This window comes from Pseudogemmobacter sp. TB195, from assembly GCF_058313095.1.
Map to the genome: position 1 here is coordinate 1 of NZ_JBZEGG010000050.1, position 12673 is coordinate 12673.

General features: G+C 62.5%; 13 protein-coding genes, 2 tRNA genes and 1 pseudogene. 7 read left to right on the forward strand and 9 right to left on the reverse strand.

Translation table 11 applies throughout. From position 1 onward, the window contains the following. Positions 1–165: 165 nt before the first annotated feature. Complete coding sequence (locus tag AC4FS3_RS27700) at positions 166–561, forward strand: hypothetical protein (protein WP_491023205.1); 396 nt, start codon at positions 166–168, stop codon at positions 559–561. A gap of 58 nt (positions 562–619) precedes the next feature. Here the strand turns inward: AC4FS3_RS27700 and AC4FS3_RS27705 are convergent, their stop codons facing one another. The 4 genes and pseudogenes from AC4FS3_RS27705 to AC4FS3_RS27720 all read right to left on the reverse strand — a co-directional run. Further along, a complete protein-coding gene (locus AC4FS3_RS27705) occupies positions 620–1153 on the reverse strand; it encodes a phage virion morphogenesis protein (RefSeq protein ID WP_491023206.1) in 534 nt (177 codons plus the stop codon). Between the two features lie 123 nt (positions 1154–1276). Continuing rightward, positions 1277–2437 carry a phage head morphogenesis protein gene (locus AC4FS3_RS27710; RefSeq protein ID WP_491023207.1) on the reverse strand — a complete coding sequence of 387 codons (1161 nt, stop codon included), beginning with the start codon at positions 2435–2437 and terminating at the stop codon, positions 1277–1279. Continuing rightward, positions 2430–2945 (reverse strand): hypothetical protein, encoded by a 516-nt coding sequence (locus AC4FS3_RS27715; protein ID WP_491023218.1) that lies wholly within the window; start codon positions 2943–2945, stop codon positions 2430–2432. The genes AC4FS3_RS27710 and AC4FS3_RS27715 overlap by 8 nt, the downstream gene beginning before the upstream one ends. A gap of 3 nt (positions 2946–2948) precedes the next feature. Continuing rightward, a pseudogene (locus AC4FS3_RS27720) lies at positions 2949–3137 on the reverse strand (hypothetical protein); the annotation flags it as partial. On the opposite strand from AC4FS3_RS27720, the gene AC4FS3_RS27725 reads away from it, so the two are divergent. Beyond that, on the forward strand, positions 3110–3442 hold the full coding sequence (locus tag AC4FS3_RS27725) for a tyrosine-type recombinase/integrase (RefSeq protein ID WP_491023208.1): 333 nt from the start codon (positions 3110–3112) through the stop codon (positions 3440–3442). The pseudogene AC4FS3_RS27720 and the gene AC4FS3_RS27725 sit on opposite strands and share 28 nt — an antisense overlap. 64 nt (positions 3443–3506) lie before the next feature. Here AC4FS3_RS27725 and AC4FS3_RS27730 read toward each other — a convergent pair. Further along, a tRNA-Ile gene (locus tag AC4FS3_RS27730) sits at positions 3507–3582 on the reverse strand. Positions 3583–3785: 203 nt separating this feature from the next. Between AC4FS3_RS27730 and purM the strand changes: the two genes are divergently transcribed. Both purM and purN read left to right on the forward strand, forming a co-directional pair. Then, positions 3786–4856, forward strand: a complete 1071-nt coding sequence (gene purM, locus AC4FS3_RS27735) for a phosphoribosylformylglycinamidine cyclo-ligase (RefSeq protein WP_491023209.1) — start codon at positions 3786–3788, stop codon at positions 4854–4856. Further along, complete coding sequence (gene purN / locus AC4FS3_RS27740) at positions 4853–5446, forward strand: phosphoribosylglycinamide formyltransferase (RefSeq protein WP_491023211.1); 594 nt, start codon at positions 4853–4855, stop codon at positions 5444–5446. Before purM ends, purN begins: the two co-directional genes overlap by 4 nt. 65 nt (positions 5447–5511) lie before the next feature. Here the strand turns inward: purN and AC4FS3_RS27745 are convergent, their stop codons facing one another. Next, positions 5512–6528: a Hint domain-containing protein gene (locus AC4FS3_RS27745; RefSeq protein ID WP_491023212.1), complete on the reverse strand. Its 1017-nt coding sequence runs from the start codon at positions 6526–6528 to the stop codon at positions 5512–5514. Positions 6529–6715: 187 nt separating this feature from the next. Further along, a complete protein-coding gene (locus tag AC4FS3_RS27750; RefSeq protein ID WP_491023213.1) occupies positions 6716–7861 on the reverse strand; it encodes an anhydro-N-acetylmuramic acid kinase in 1146 nt (381 codons plus the stop codon). Between the two features lie 78 nt (positions 7862–7939). Here AC4FS3_RS27750 and tyrS point away from each other — a divergent pair, with 78 nt between their 5' ends. Next, positions 7940–9190 carry a tyrosine--tRNA ligase gene (gene tyrS, locus AC4FS3_RS27755; RefSeq protein WP_491023214.1) on the forward strand — a complete coding sequence of 417 codons (1251 nt, stop codon included), beginning with the start codon at positions 7940–7942 and terminating at the stop codon, positions 9188–9190. Then, complete coding sequence (locus AC4FS3_RS27760; RefSeq protein WP_491023215.1) at positions 9187–9705, forward strand: hypothetical protein; 519 nt, start codon at positions 9187–9189, stop codon at positions 9703–9705. Before tyrS ends, AC4FS3_RS27760 begins: the two co-directional genes overlap by 4 nt. 44 nt (positions 9706–9749) lie before the next feature. Here the strand turns inward: AC4FS3_RS27760 and AC4FS3_RS27765 are convergent, their stop codons facing one another. After that, positions 9750–10226: a DUF2948 family protein gene (locus AC4FS3_RS27765; protein ID WP_491023216.1), complete on the reverse strand. Its 477-nt coding sequence runs from the start codon at positions 10224–10226 to the stop codon at positions 9750–9752. A gap of 10 nt (positions 10227–10236) precedes the next feature. Continuing rightward, entirely contained in the window at positions 10237–11505 is a 1269-nt protein-coding gene (murA, locus tag AC4FS3_RS27770; protein ID WP_491023217.1) for a UDP-N-acetylglucosamine 1-carboxyvinyltransferase, read from the reverse strand. 579 nt (positions 11506–12084) lie between these two features. Between murA and AC4FS3_RS27775 the strand changes: the two genes are divergently transcribed. Further along, positions 12085–12159 (forward strand) — tRNA-Thr (locus AC4FS3_RS27775). Positions 12160–12673 lie beyond the last annotated feature (514 nt).

A 12673-nucleotide genomic window follows, 5' to 3' on the forward strand; every position in this document is an offset into this window, starting at 1 on the left:
GCCAGCCATAATCTGGTCCTCCTGAAAACGGGATAAGCATATCCCTGTGGGTGGACCACTTCAGTGGGGGCATCCCATGGCGACGCCCTGTCAAAATTCTCGATAGAAAATCACAACTACAAGGCTTCAGTTTTCGAACACGCATTGAGATACGCAAATCAGGCCATGGATCAGGGCCTCCAGCTTGCGCACTCCGAGGAAACGAACCGGACCTTTCTGGTAACAAAGAATGGCGACCACCTGCCTCTATCACTCACACTCTTTTGCGCCGCAGAGCAAGATGACGATGCGTTCCCTACCGAGGAACAGGTGAGAAAAACGTTGGCCAGATCAAAGTATCGAAACCAGGCAATGTATGCCAGCGAAGGCGGAGCGCCCTCGATGTCCCAAGAGGCGCTCGCTAAACAACTGGACATCCATGCACGAGTGGCCCTCGGCATATTGTGGGCAGCGGCGGATCTTGCAGAATCCGAAGAACCCATCCCGTTCATCACATATGCTCTTTCAGACATGGCACTTCTCGGGAGGAGAGCCAAACAGCTGGAGAGCCAGAGCACGTAGGACAAAACACAACCGATACTAGTATCTTTTTGGTATCCTGAGAGATGCCATGACGATCTTACGGCGAAACCAGCCCGGCGAGATATTCCCCGATCAGCTCGACGAGGTTGGTTTCGTCCTCGCCTGACAGCCCGAGGAACGGCCGGGCCGGGATATCCCCCCACGGAACATGAAAGAAATAGTCCTGGCTTTTCTCCCGCTTCTCGCTCGGCCGGGTCCGGCCCATACGAGCCCCAAAGGCACCCTGTTCTGCCCCGAACTGCATCACCGCTGCATAGATCAGCGCGGACCCGACCCTGACCTGACTGCGCCCGGCCCTATAGTGGATAGCAGAGGAGAGCTGCCCCGAAGGCCCGAAGAGCGGGCGATTATCGACCTTGTCGCCCCGGGCGAGATAGCGCGCGATGGTGGTCTGGCTCTTTGCTGCCCAGGCACTGCCGTCAGGGGCTTTGCCGGTCGGGAAGCGGTCCTTCGTGGACTTGACCAGATATTCGCCGATCTCCTGCATGGCCGGCGTCGTATCGTCCAGACCGCGCGCCAGGCGCTCCAGCGCGGCAGAAACGGCCTCGGTGTTGATTTCGACGGTATACATGGCTATTTTACCTCTGCGGGCGTGACGCGGTGATATTCTCCCGGCCGTAGCACGATCATCTGATCGGAGCGCCATGCAGGGTTGCCGGGAAACCGGACTGGGAGGCCCTGTCGCCCGTTTCTCTCAAATTGCAGGCCCTTTGCGTGATAGCCGGCGCAGCTCCTGATCGCGGTCGCGGGCATCTGCCGAAATCCGCCGGAAGCTCGACACGAACAGCCCCTCCCCGGACTTTGTGACCTTGACCACAAGCACATACCCGGAAGCACCGGCCTCCTCCTGCACATAGATTAATGTGTTCGGGCCATCCTGAATGCGCCGGGTCGCCATATCGACGGCGCGCTGCGCCATCAGGTAATCCAGCCCGAGAAGCTCGGGATGCTCCCTTTCCTGCTTTGCTGCAGTCTCGGCCGACATGGATGCGATCCGGGGCTTTGACCCAAGGGCGACGGCATCGGCATCCGGGATCCGGGCCAACGGCCAGCTGCCCTGCGGCGCTTTAATCCAGTCGCTGAAGGAATCCATCCGCAGCCAGGATTGCAGCAGGTTGATCGAGGGCCGCGCCGGCAGGACTTCCAGGCGGCGCGAGAGGGCCGAAATCGTCTCAGCCACAGCAGCACCTGGCGCATAGGCCCAGCCCTTGTCGATGCCTTTGGGGGCGCCGGTTTTCGGGTCAAGGTCGCGCCAGTTGGCAGGCAGCACCTTGTCAGGATCGCCTCCCATGCGCCGAACACCAGCAGCTGTCCGGGCGCCTACCATGTAGCAGCTGCATCCCCAGCCGTTCGGCGTCGAGTAATACACCCAGAATTCATGGTCGGGCGGCAGCGCCAGACCATCAAATCCGAGATGCACGATCCGGGGCTCACGGGATCCGCCATGCCGGTAGATCCAGAAGGTGAAGTTGCCCGCCTCGAGCTGGGCGCGGCGGCCGGCGGCATAGGTGGTCGACATATTGGTGCGGTAAATCACCCGCGTCCGCCATGCCTCGCCCTTGACCGATCCTTCGCCTGTCCAGCCATGCCAGCCCTGGCGCTGGACAATATCGCGGAAGTCGCGGCGAAACTCGTCCAGTGAACGGCCTTCGGAAATCGCCTTGTCGACCGCGCCGGCCAGATCCGCGAGCAGATCCGCCTTGGTCGCGCCGGCCACCATGAATCCGCGATCGTGGAATTCCGGGCTGACATCGGTCCAGGTCTGGGTCGGACGAAGCTCCTGCAGACGCAGCCGCCATGCGGCGAGCTGCTCTGCGAAAGGCTGACGAAAGATCCCCGAAACCGGATCAGTCACCGGCTTCCTCCTCGACCGCCACCCGGCCCGCGCCCCAGGCGGAAAGCATCGCCTGCGACATGACCGATGCGAGGCCGGCGGAATTCAGTGTCGGGAACCCGGCGAGAAGCATTTCCCGGAATTCTTCCAGCGATGACGCGGTCTCAAGCATCACCTCGACCTGGTCGATCATGCCCGCGATATGCGCCTCGGCCTCTTCCTCAAGACGGCCCGTCAAAGCAGCAACTGCGGCATCAACGGGATTGCCCCCAGAAATCGCCGCAGAGGCCCCTTCCGCGTTCAGGGCGACCGTCACACCCTGGAGGCCCTCACCCCGTTTAATTTCGCCGGGATTGCGTTTAATTTTTGAATTGGGATCGGGGGCACCGGTCGCGGTCGCGTTCGACACCGGCAAAGGTCCGGATCCGACGCGCGAGGGCGTCATCAGCTTCGCACCCGGCCTCGGTGCCGGCAGGCCGAATTTCTCGCGGACATCATCCTGCGACACCTCCAGCCCCCGGTCGATCATCGGCCCGGCCGCGTCCGAAAATGCCTTCAGATCCTCTTCCTCGGGCCTCTGGAGCTTGATGCGGGGATATCTGGCTCGGACGCGAGCATGAAGTTCAGCGTGGCGGCGAAACCTGGCTGGAATGGCAACCGGCAAAGCGCGGATCGGCGCCGGTATCGCTGCCGATGTTGTCGCCGCTCTATGCAGCCACACGGGCAGCAAAGGTTGTCGGCCCAACCTATCTCTTGACTGATCACGGAAAGCCGTTTTCCAGCCCGGAAAGCCTGCGCAACCGCGTCCAAAAATGGTGCGCTGCCGCCGGCGTGATCGGCAAATCATCGCACGGGATTCGGAAGGCAGTTGCGGAGTTGTTGGCAGAGGCCGGATGCAGCCAACACCAAATCATGGCGATCATGGCACACAGCCAGGCAAAGACATCCGAGGTCTACACCAAGGGGGCTCAGCGCAGGGCAATGTCGGGCGACGCCATGCAGGTTCTGGCGGCCTTGGACTGGTAAGGTGTCCCGCACTGATATTTTGCGGGACACATTTATCAGCAAAATATGGCTGAAATCAGTATATTGGTAGGCCCGGAGGGACTCGAACCCCCAACCAAGGCGTTATGAGCGCCCTGCTCTGACCATTGAGCTACAGGCCCGGCAGGAGCGTATGACGCGGGGGTGTCCCCTGTGCCACAAGCCTCCCGGAAAGTGCAACCTGCCTAAGCAGATGATCGCCGGGGGTCAAGGATTCGAAACCGCTACCTTTGTCTTGCCTCCCGGGGCGCGTTGCGCTTTGCAAGGCTATGGGCTAAGCGGGCCAGATATTGAACGGGCGACCAGCGGGCCGGGAGACGGGCGAATGACCACGAGCGAGAATGCCGGGAAACAAGGGCTGACCTATGCGGGCGCGGGCGTCGATATCGACGCCGGGAACCGGCTGGTCGACCGGATCAAACCCTCTGCGAAAGCCACGTCGCGCAAGGGCGTGATGGGGGGGCTCGGCGGTTTTGGCGCGCTTTTTGACCTCAAAGATGCCGGCTATAAGGATCCGATCCTGGTGGCGGCGACCGATGGGGTTGGCACCAAGCTGCGGATCGCGATCGATACCGGCAATGTCGATACGATCGGCGTCGATCTGGTGGCGATGTGCGTCAATGACCTCGTCTGCCAGGGCGCCGAACCCCTGTTCTTCCTTGATTATTTCGCCACCGGCAAGCTCGATGTCGATGAGGCGACCCGGATCATCGAGGGGATCGCGAAGGGCTGCGCGGAATCGGGCTGTGCGCTGATCGGCGGCGAGACCGCCGAGATGCCGGGCATGTATCACAAGGGTGATTTCGACCTCGCCGGTTTCGCGGTCGGCGCGATGGAGCGCGGCACCCACCTGCCCGCAGGCGTTGCCGAGGGCGATATCCTGATCGGCCTTACGTCCAGCGGTGTCCATTCCAACGGCTATAGTTTCGTGCGCAAGGTGGTCGAGATCTCCGGCCTTGGCTGGTCAGACCCCTGCCCCTGGGCACAATCGACGCTGGGCGAGGCGCTGCTTCAGCCGACCCGGCTTTATGTCAGACAGGCGCTGGCAGCGGCGAAACTGGGCGGGGTTCATGGCCTTGCGCATATCACCGGCGGCGGCATCACCGAGAATCCCCCCCGCGTGCTGCCCGAAGGGCTGGCCTGCGAGATCGACCTTGGCGCCTGGGATCTGCCGGCGGTCTTCCGCTGGCTGGCCGAGACCGCCGGCATGTCGGAGCCGGAGCTTCTGAAGACTTTCAACTGCGGCATCGGCATGATGCTGGTGGTTGACCCGGGCCAGGCGGATGCCATCGAGGCCAGCCTGAAAGCCGCCGGCGAAGCGCCGGTCCGGATGGGCCGGATCGTAGCGCAGGACGCCTCGGGCGAAGGCGTGATCTACAAAGGGCGCCTGCTGTGAAACGCGTCGCCATCCTGATTTCGGGGGGTGGCTCGAATATGATGGCGCTGGTCAGGTCGATGACCGGCGACCATCCGGCCCGCGCGGTGCTGGTGGCGTCGAATGACCCCGCGGCCTCGGGGCTGGAAAAAGCGCGCGCGGCCGGCATTGCCACGGCCGCCGTCGATCACCGCCCGTTCAAAACCGACCGCGCGGCTTTCGAGGCCGAACTGATCGCCCATATCGAGGCGGCACAGCCGGATATCCTTTGCCTTGCCGGGTTCATGCGCGTGCTGACTCCGGGCTTTGTCGCGCGGTTCCAGGGCCGGATGCTGAACATCCACCCGTCCCTCCTGCCGAAATATCCCGGGCTGCACACCCATCAGCGCGCGCTTGACGCGGGCGATCAGGAGGCGGGCTGCACGGTGCATGAGGTGACGGCGGTGCTGGATGACGGGCCATTGCTTGGTCAGGCACGGGTGCCGGTCCTGGCGGGAGACACTGCCGAAACCCTTGCCGCACGGGTGCTGCGCGAGGAACACCGTCTCTACCCGGCGGTGCTGCGCCGCTATGCGGCAGGCGATCACAGCCCGGTTTTCACAACAGGCTGAACCGCGTCTGAGCCCCGGGTCAGACCCCTGTTCAGAGCAGACTGCCCTTCGGGCCTGATCGCAGTTCAGTCCAGATGCAGAACCTGCGCCTCGCGCCGGTTCAGACAGAGACGCGTTGTCTGCGGCGTCACCCGCGCGCTCTCGCCGAAATAGTCCGGGAACAGTGCCAGCAATTCCTCCCGCGCGGCAGGTGAAAGCGAGGCAAGCGCCATCGGGCCCGGGAAGAGGCTCTCGGCCAGCATGCCTTCGGCACAGATGATCTCATGCTGCGCGAAGGCGATATGCCAGTATTCGACCTGCGGCCGGCTCTCGATCCGGACCCGCTCGCCATCCACCAGATGCAGCGCTGCGACGAGAACCTCCTCCACGCCGAAATTCAGCTGCGCCTGCCAGCCGCTGATCAGCACGCGATGCTGTTGCGACAAAAAGACCGGGCGGTCATTGCCAAGGACACTGGTGTCAAAACGCACCGGTGCGAGATGGGCGATACCGGCCGCAGGCGCCGATCCGATCCATCGGATCTTCTGCATCCCATGGCCGCGCGTCCAGACCCGGTCGCCGGGCCGCAGCCGTTCAACCGCAACCGGGCCACGCTTTGTCAGGATCCTGGTTCCCGCAAGGAAACAAGGGGTTGGCGGAAACAGATCCTGCGGGGACTTCGCAAATCCACTGAAGGGCAGCTGCGCATTCAGCGCCTCGTTCTGTTCGGCGCCATAGGTGGTCGTGCCGCTCGCGACGCCGCGCAGGTCGATCACCAGGTTCGAGCTGTAGCTGAAGATCTGGTAATTTTCCCCCGAAGCCCGGCCCTGGAACATATCGTCCTGCGGGTTCAGCTGGCTGTAAACGAGTGTGCCGGAGGGATTGCTTTCCGACCAGGTATAGATCGACACCCATTGGCCGTTATGCAAAGTGGTGTCGTTGCTGTTGGCCTGGCTGACAACGATCCGGTAAATATCGGTGGAACTTCCGATGGCATGGACATTGGTCAGGGTAACGACCATCCCCATCCCATTGCCCTGTCCACTCGCGGCGCCATAGGTGCCGATCTGATCGCCGGTCGCGTAAAATTCAAAGGTTGCCAAGCCAGTCATCCATTCCGAGCAACGCCCTTCGGGACGCATATTTCCGGGTCGCAACCCCCGTCGCGACAGTTCTGGCAACACATAAAATTTTAGCGCAGGAATTAAACTCCTGGCACGCAAAACTTACTGTGAAATACAGGATTCATAAGGTGCGGCAGTGCTGAAACGGGCCGGGGTCTGCCGCCGCTCAGTCTGACAGGGCTGGCCGCGACAGGGTGCCGCCGCCGATATTGGCCGCAACGCCGGTGGTTGTCCGGCATGAGGTCGGCAGCCCCTTCGCCACCCGCACTGCAAGGAAGGCGAAGGCCTGGGCTTCGAGCATATCCCCGTCCAGCCCCACCGCCTCGACCGGATCGACCGGGCAGCCGAGCCGCTTTGCGAGGCCCTTCATCATCACCGGATTGTGCCGCCCGCCGCCGGTCACAAGCAGCCGCGACACCGGGCGCGGGAAATGTTTCGCGCCTTCCACCACCGCCGAGACCGCCGCCGCAGTGAGTGTGGCAGCCGCCGCCGCCGTGTCGAGTTTTCTGACCGCAGCGACCAGCCCCGCGAAAGCATCGCGATCCAGCGATTTCGGCGGCATTTTCAGAAAATACGGATGGGCAAGGAACTGATCCAGCACGGGCTTTTTCACCCGTCCCTTTGCCGCCACCGCGCCATTCTCGTCATGGCTTTTGCCAAGCCGGGCCTGCATCAGGTCATTGACCGGCGCATTGGCAGGGCCAGTGTCAAAAGCCAGCAGCGCGCCATCGGATTGCGGATGTGGCAGCGTGGGGTCCACCCAGGTCAGATTGCCGACGCCGCCCAAGTTCAGGAAAGCCACTGGCCCAGTCGCGCCGATCCGGCGCGCCAGCGCGAAATGGTAGAACGGCGCCAGCGGCGCGCCCTGCCCGCCCATCTGTACATCGGCGCTGCGGAAGTCCCACAACACCGGCAGGCCAAGCGTATCGGCCAGCAGCTGGCCATTCCCCGCCTGATGCGTGCCGCGCCCGCCCGGATCATGCGCCAGGGTCTGGCCGTGGAAGCCCGCGATCTGCACGCCCTCAAAACGCGCCATCACTTCGGCATGGGCGGTTTCGACAATCTCACTGGCCTCGGCGACGCCAGGCTCGCCGGGCCAGCGCCCGAGGGCTGCACGCAGAACCGCCTGCTCGGCCGCCGTATAGGGGCGAAAAGCCGAAGGCCCGAAGTCCAGCACCTCATGGCCGTTGGTCAGCACCATCGCCGCATCGACACCGTCAAGCGAAGTTCCCGACATGGTGCCAAGCGCCCAGACCGCCGGGCCGCTCTCCCCGTTTTGGACGGCGCTTTTCCAGGGATCTTTTTCCGCCATGCTGCCCATCTTTTCCTTTACCCCCCGCCCGGCTATACCCGCCTGACTATATGCAAGCGAAAGCGCGGAGCGCGACCCATGACCTACCATCCGAAATCAGAATTCCTGCGTGTGATGTTCGAGCGCGGCTTTGTGGCCGATTGCACCGATTATCAGGCGCTGGACGAGGCCCTGATCAAGGGGGTGGTGCCCGCCTATATCGGCTATGATGCGACGGCGGCAAGCCTGCATGTCGGCCATCTGATGAACATCATGGTGCTGCGCTGGCTGCAAAAAACCGGCCATAAACCGATCACGCTGATGGGCGGCGGCACGACCAAGGTGGGCGACCCCTCGTTCCGGTCCGAAGAGCGTCCGCTGCTGACCCCGGAAAAGATCGACGAGAATATCGCCGGTATGGGCCGCGTTTTCGCGAAATATCTCGATTACTCGGATGCGCCGAATGGGGCCATCATGCTCAATAATGCCGAATGGCTGGATCATCTGAATTACCTCGATTTCCTGCGCGATATCGGGCGGCATTTCTCGGTCAACCGGATGCTGTCTTTTGAAAGCGTCAAATCGCGGCTGGATCGGGAACAGAGCCTGTCTTTCCTCGAATTCAACTATATGATTCTGCAAGCCTATGATTTTGTTGAGATCAACCGCCGCTATGGCTGCCTGTTGCAGATGGGTGGATCAGACCAGTGGGGCAATATCGTCAACGGGATCGACCTTGCGCGCCGCGTCGCGGAGAAAGAGATTTATGGGCTGACCACGCCGCTTCTGACCACGTCTGACGGGCGCAAGATGGGCAAATCCGCCAATGGCGCGGTCTGGCTGAATGACCAGATGCTCTCGGCCTATGAGTTCTGGCAGTTCTGGCGCAATACGACCGATGCCGATGTGGCGCGGTTCCTGAAGATCTTCACCGAACTGCCGGTTGCGGAATGCGACCGGCTGGGCGCGCTGCAAGGGTCCGAGATCAACGAGGCGAAGATCATCCTCGCCAATCTCGCAACCGCGCTTTTGCATGGCGAAGAGGCGGCGAAGGCGGCGGAGGCGACCGCGCGCGAGGTGTTTGAAAAGGGCGGTATCGGTGATGACCTGCCGACCGTGGCGCTGACCGCGGCGGAAGTGGCCGATGGGATCGGCATCGTCCAGCTGCTGGTCCGCGCCGGGCTTTCGGGTTCGGGCAAAGATGCGAAACGGCTGATCGCCGAGGGCGGCGCGAAGATAAATGACGAGATCATTCTCGATGCAGGCCTGCGTCTTGGCGCGGGCGAGCTGGCCGATCCGGTGAAACTCACCGCCGGCAAGAAGCGCCACGCGCTGGTGGTGCTGGAGTGATCAGCAGCCGCCTCAGCTGCGCGGGCCTTGCCCTCGCGCTGACATCAACTGTGGCGCCCGCAATCGCGGACGTCGCCTGCCTGGTGACCCAATCCGTCTATTCCGACAAAGAAACCGGCTTCCGCCTCAGCTTCCGCCCGCTGCAAAGCTGGGAACAAAGCGGCATGGTGCTTGCGATCTTTGACATCGAGACCCGGGACGGGCGCGAGCTCTGGGGCGAGATCCGCACCAATATGGGCACCAGCCGCGATACCGGTGTGATCTATGACGGCTGCCCTCCCCCCGGCGCCGAAGATGCGCCCTCGGAAGACCAGCTGGAAGCCTGTCGCGTCTGGGAGGGTCTGGTCTATTCGGTCGAGGGCAACCAGATCGGCGCCTTCCCCATCGAGGGCGACAAGGCTCCGTCGAGCCTTCTCTTCACCGATCTCGGGCGCCAGCTGCGCTATGCCATTTTCTCCAGCCCGGGGGATGAGCCCTGGGATCAGCTCTGGCTGACCTCCTGCCCGCCCGGCTGAAGGCACGGCAGAGCCTTTGACAGTAGACCCGCAATGACAGGCCGTCAGTCGTGATGTTCGGGTTTCTTCCCCGATGGCGCGAGATAGGGCTTTGTCACATCGGTCAGCACCGCTTCGAGGGCTTCCAGCCGCAGCTCGATCAGCCCGTCTCCGGCGAGGATCAGCGTCAGCGAACCGGTGCCATCCTCGCCCGGCGCATAAGCCAGATCCAGGACGGACAGGACCTGATCGGCGTCGCCCGGGCTGATGCCCTGGCTGCGCACCTCAAGCACATCTTCGACCGTCAACAGGCTGCGCACCCGTTCATAGGCCCGGCCTGAACGTTCGGCAAAACCGCTGTCTTCCCAGCGGAAGCGATTGACAAGCGCCGCAAAACGCCGGCGCTTGCGATCATATTTCATCTCACTGGCCGGCAGAACCGCATCCTGGATCAGGCTGGCGATCACCGTCAGATCCTCTGGCTCCAGCGCCACCAGCTTCAGCGGTGCCTCTTCGCCATCCTCGAAACGTGCATCTGCCATATCCGCCCCCTCAGACGCCACTGATCCGTTCGATATGCGCTCCACAGGCGAGGAGCTTCTCCTCGACCCGCTCATAGCCGCGATCAAGATGATAGACCCGGCTCACCACCGTCTCCCCCTCGGCCGCGAGCCCGGCAAGAATAAGCGACACGCTCGCGCGCAGATCGGTCGCCATCACCGGCGCGCCGCGCAGTTTCTCGACGCCATGCACGGTGGCATGACCGCCGTGAACCTCGATTCTGGCGCCCATCCGCATCAGTTCCGGCGCATGCATGAAGCGATTCTCGAAGATCTTCTCTTCCAGCACAGAGGTGCCCTCGGCGGTGCACAAAAGCGCCATCATCTGCGCCTGGAGATCGGTCGGGAAACCCGGGAAAGGCTCGGTCACCACATCAACCGCCTTCACGCGGCCATTCTTGCGCGCCACCTTCAGACCTTTTTCGGTCTCGGTGACGGAAATCCCCGCCGCGTCGAGTTTCTCACAGAACGCCGCCAGCAGGTCGATCCGCCCGCCCAGGCATTCCACCTCGCCGCCACAGATCGCGGGCGCGAGCATATAGGTGCCAAGTTCAATCCGGTCGGTCACCACCGGATGGGTGGCGCCGCGCAACGCCGTCACGCCCTGGATGGTGATGGTCGAGGTGCCCTCTCCCTCGATCCCGGCGCCCATGCGGCGCAGACACTGAACAAGATCAACGATTTCCGGCTCGCGCGCGGCGTTTTTCAGGACAGAGGTGCCCTTCGCGAGCGTCGCCGCCATCACGAAATTCTCGGTCGCCCCGACAGAGGCGAAACGCATCTCATGCACCGCGCCTTTCAGCCCACCCTGCGTCTTCGCATGGAGATAGCCGTCCCGCAGATCGATCTCGGCCCCAAGCGCCGAGAGCGCATCGATATGAATATCCATCGGCCGCGCGCCGATCGCACAGCCCCCGGGCAGCGACACAACCGCATGACCCAGCCGCGCCAGTAGCGGGCCAAGGACCAGATTGGACGCCCGCATTTTGCGGACAATATCGTAATCCGCCGTCGGGTTCAGCGTGCCATGCGACGACATGGTGATAACCTTGCCATCCTGCAGCGCCGAAACCTCAACGCCGAGTGATTCGAGCAGGCTCGTCATGGTGCGGATATCCGAGAGCCGCGGCGCATTGGTCAGCGTCAGGGGCTCTTCCGACAAAAGCGTCGCCGGCATCAGTGTCAGACAGGCATTCTTGGCGCCCGCGATGGGAATCACCCCGTTGAGTGCGCCGTTGCCCTTAACCAGAATCGAATCCATGCCCGCCTCTTACCCTTTGTCCTTGTTATGACCGCCACTCTCGGGCCCGGTCACAGCCCTATTTGCGCATTGGCCCAGCAGATCCGCGCTATACATGGCCCTCTCGGCGATCTTCCCGCCAGTCAGATCTGCTGCCCTGATCCTCTTTGACCAGATCCCCTTCGATCAGACCTCCTGCGACCAGATCCCGGGATCAGGCCTTAACCGCCTTCCCCTGAACCGAGATCTCCGCCCCTCTGGCCGTGTGTCCCCACCTCAGGGCCGGAACCTTCCGCCCGCCCCCGCGCCTGCGCCTTTCGCCTTGCCATATTGGCTTTCAGCGCCGCCTTGAGACGCCCTTCCCGCGTGACCGCCGCGCTCACAACCGGGGCACCTGCCGCCTTGTGCGCGGGTCTGTCCGCAGGTCTGTCCACGGGTCTGTCCTGGGGGGGCTTTTTCTCGAACTGGTCCATGCCCGAAAGAAATAGCCTCTCCCCCCGGCACGGTCCAGAGCCCGCCGGAAGGAACCTGTCACAAGAGCAAGAAAAGGGGCTTGCGGTCGGGAATGATTATGTTTATTCCCCCGCTCACCGAGACGGCGCTGTGGTAGCTCAGTGGTAGAGCACTCCCTTGGTAAGGGAGAGGTCGAGAGTTCAATCCTCTCTCACAGCACCATTTATCTTATTGATAAATGTGGATTATCTCGGTGTTTGCTCCAAAGAATCCCTGAGTTTCCAAGCAGAACAGCGCAAGAACGTGCACAGACCTGTGGCAAGTTTTTGGCAAGCTTTGTTCCGGATTCATCCCCACCACGCAAAAGCCCCCGGCATAGACCGAGGGCTTCGCAATCCGGATGCCAGCGGTGATCAATCCGCTCAGAGTCGGGAACGGGAATGGAGATGATCGGTGATATTTACCTGCTGGTGCATGCATTGGATGCCAGCCCATCAACCTTTAGGCTCCGATCAGCCTGCCACAGTATCCCTGTGGCCGCCGGGGCTATACCTGCCCCACTGAGGTTTGACGCAAGGCGCTACCAACACCTTGCGCCCAGAACCCGCCGTTGAGGGGGCGGGACGCCGGGCGCTACCCGGCCTGAGGCTTCAGGCTACCAGATGTGGACGGCCCCTCTCTTGTCAGGATTGCAGAAGACTTTTGACCAAATCGTTTGCTATCAGATGTCCGGCCT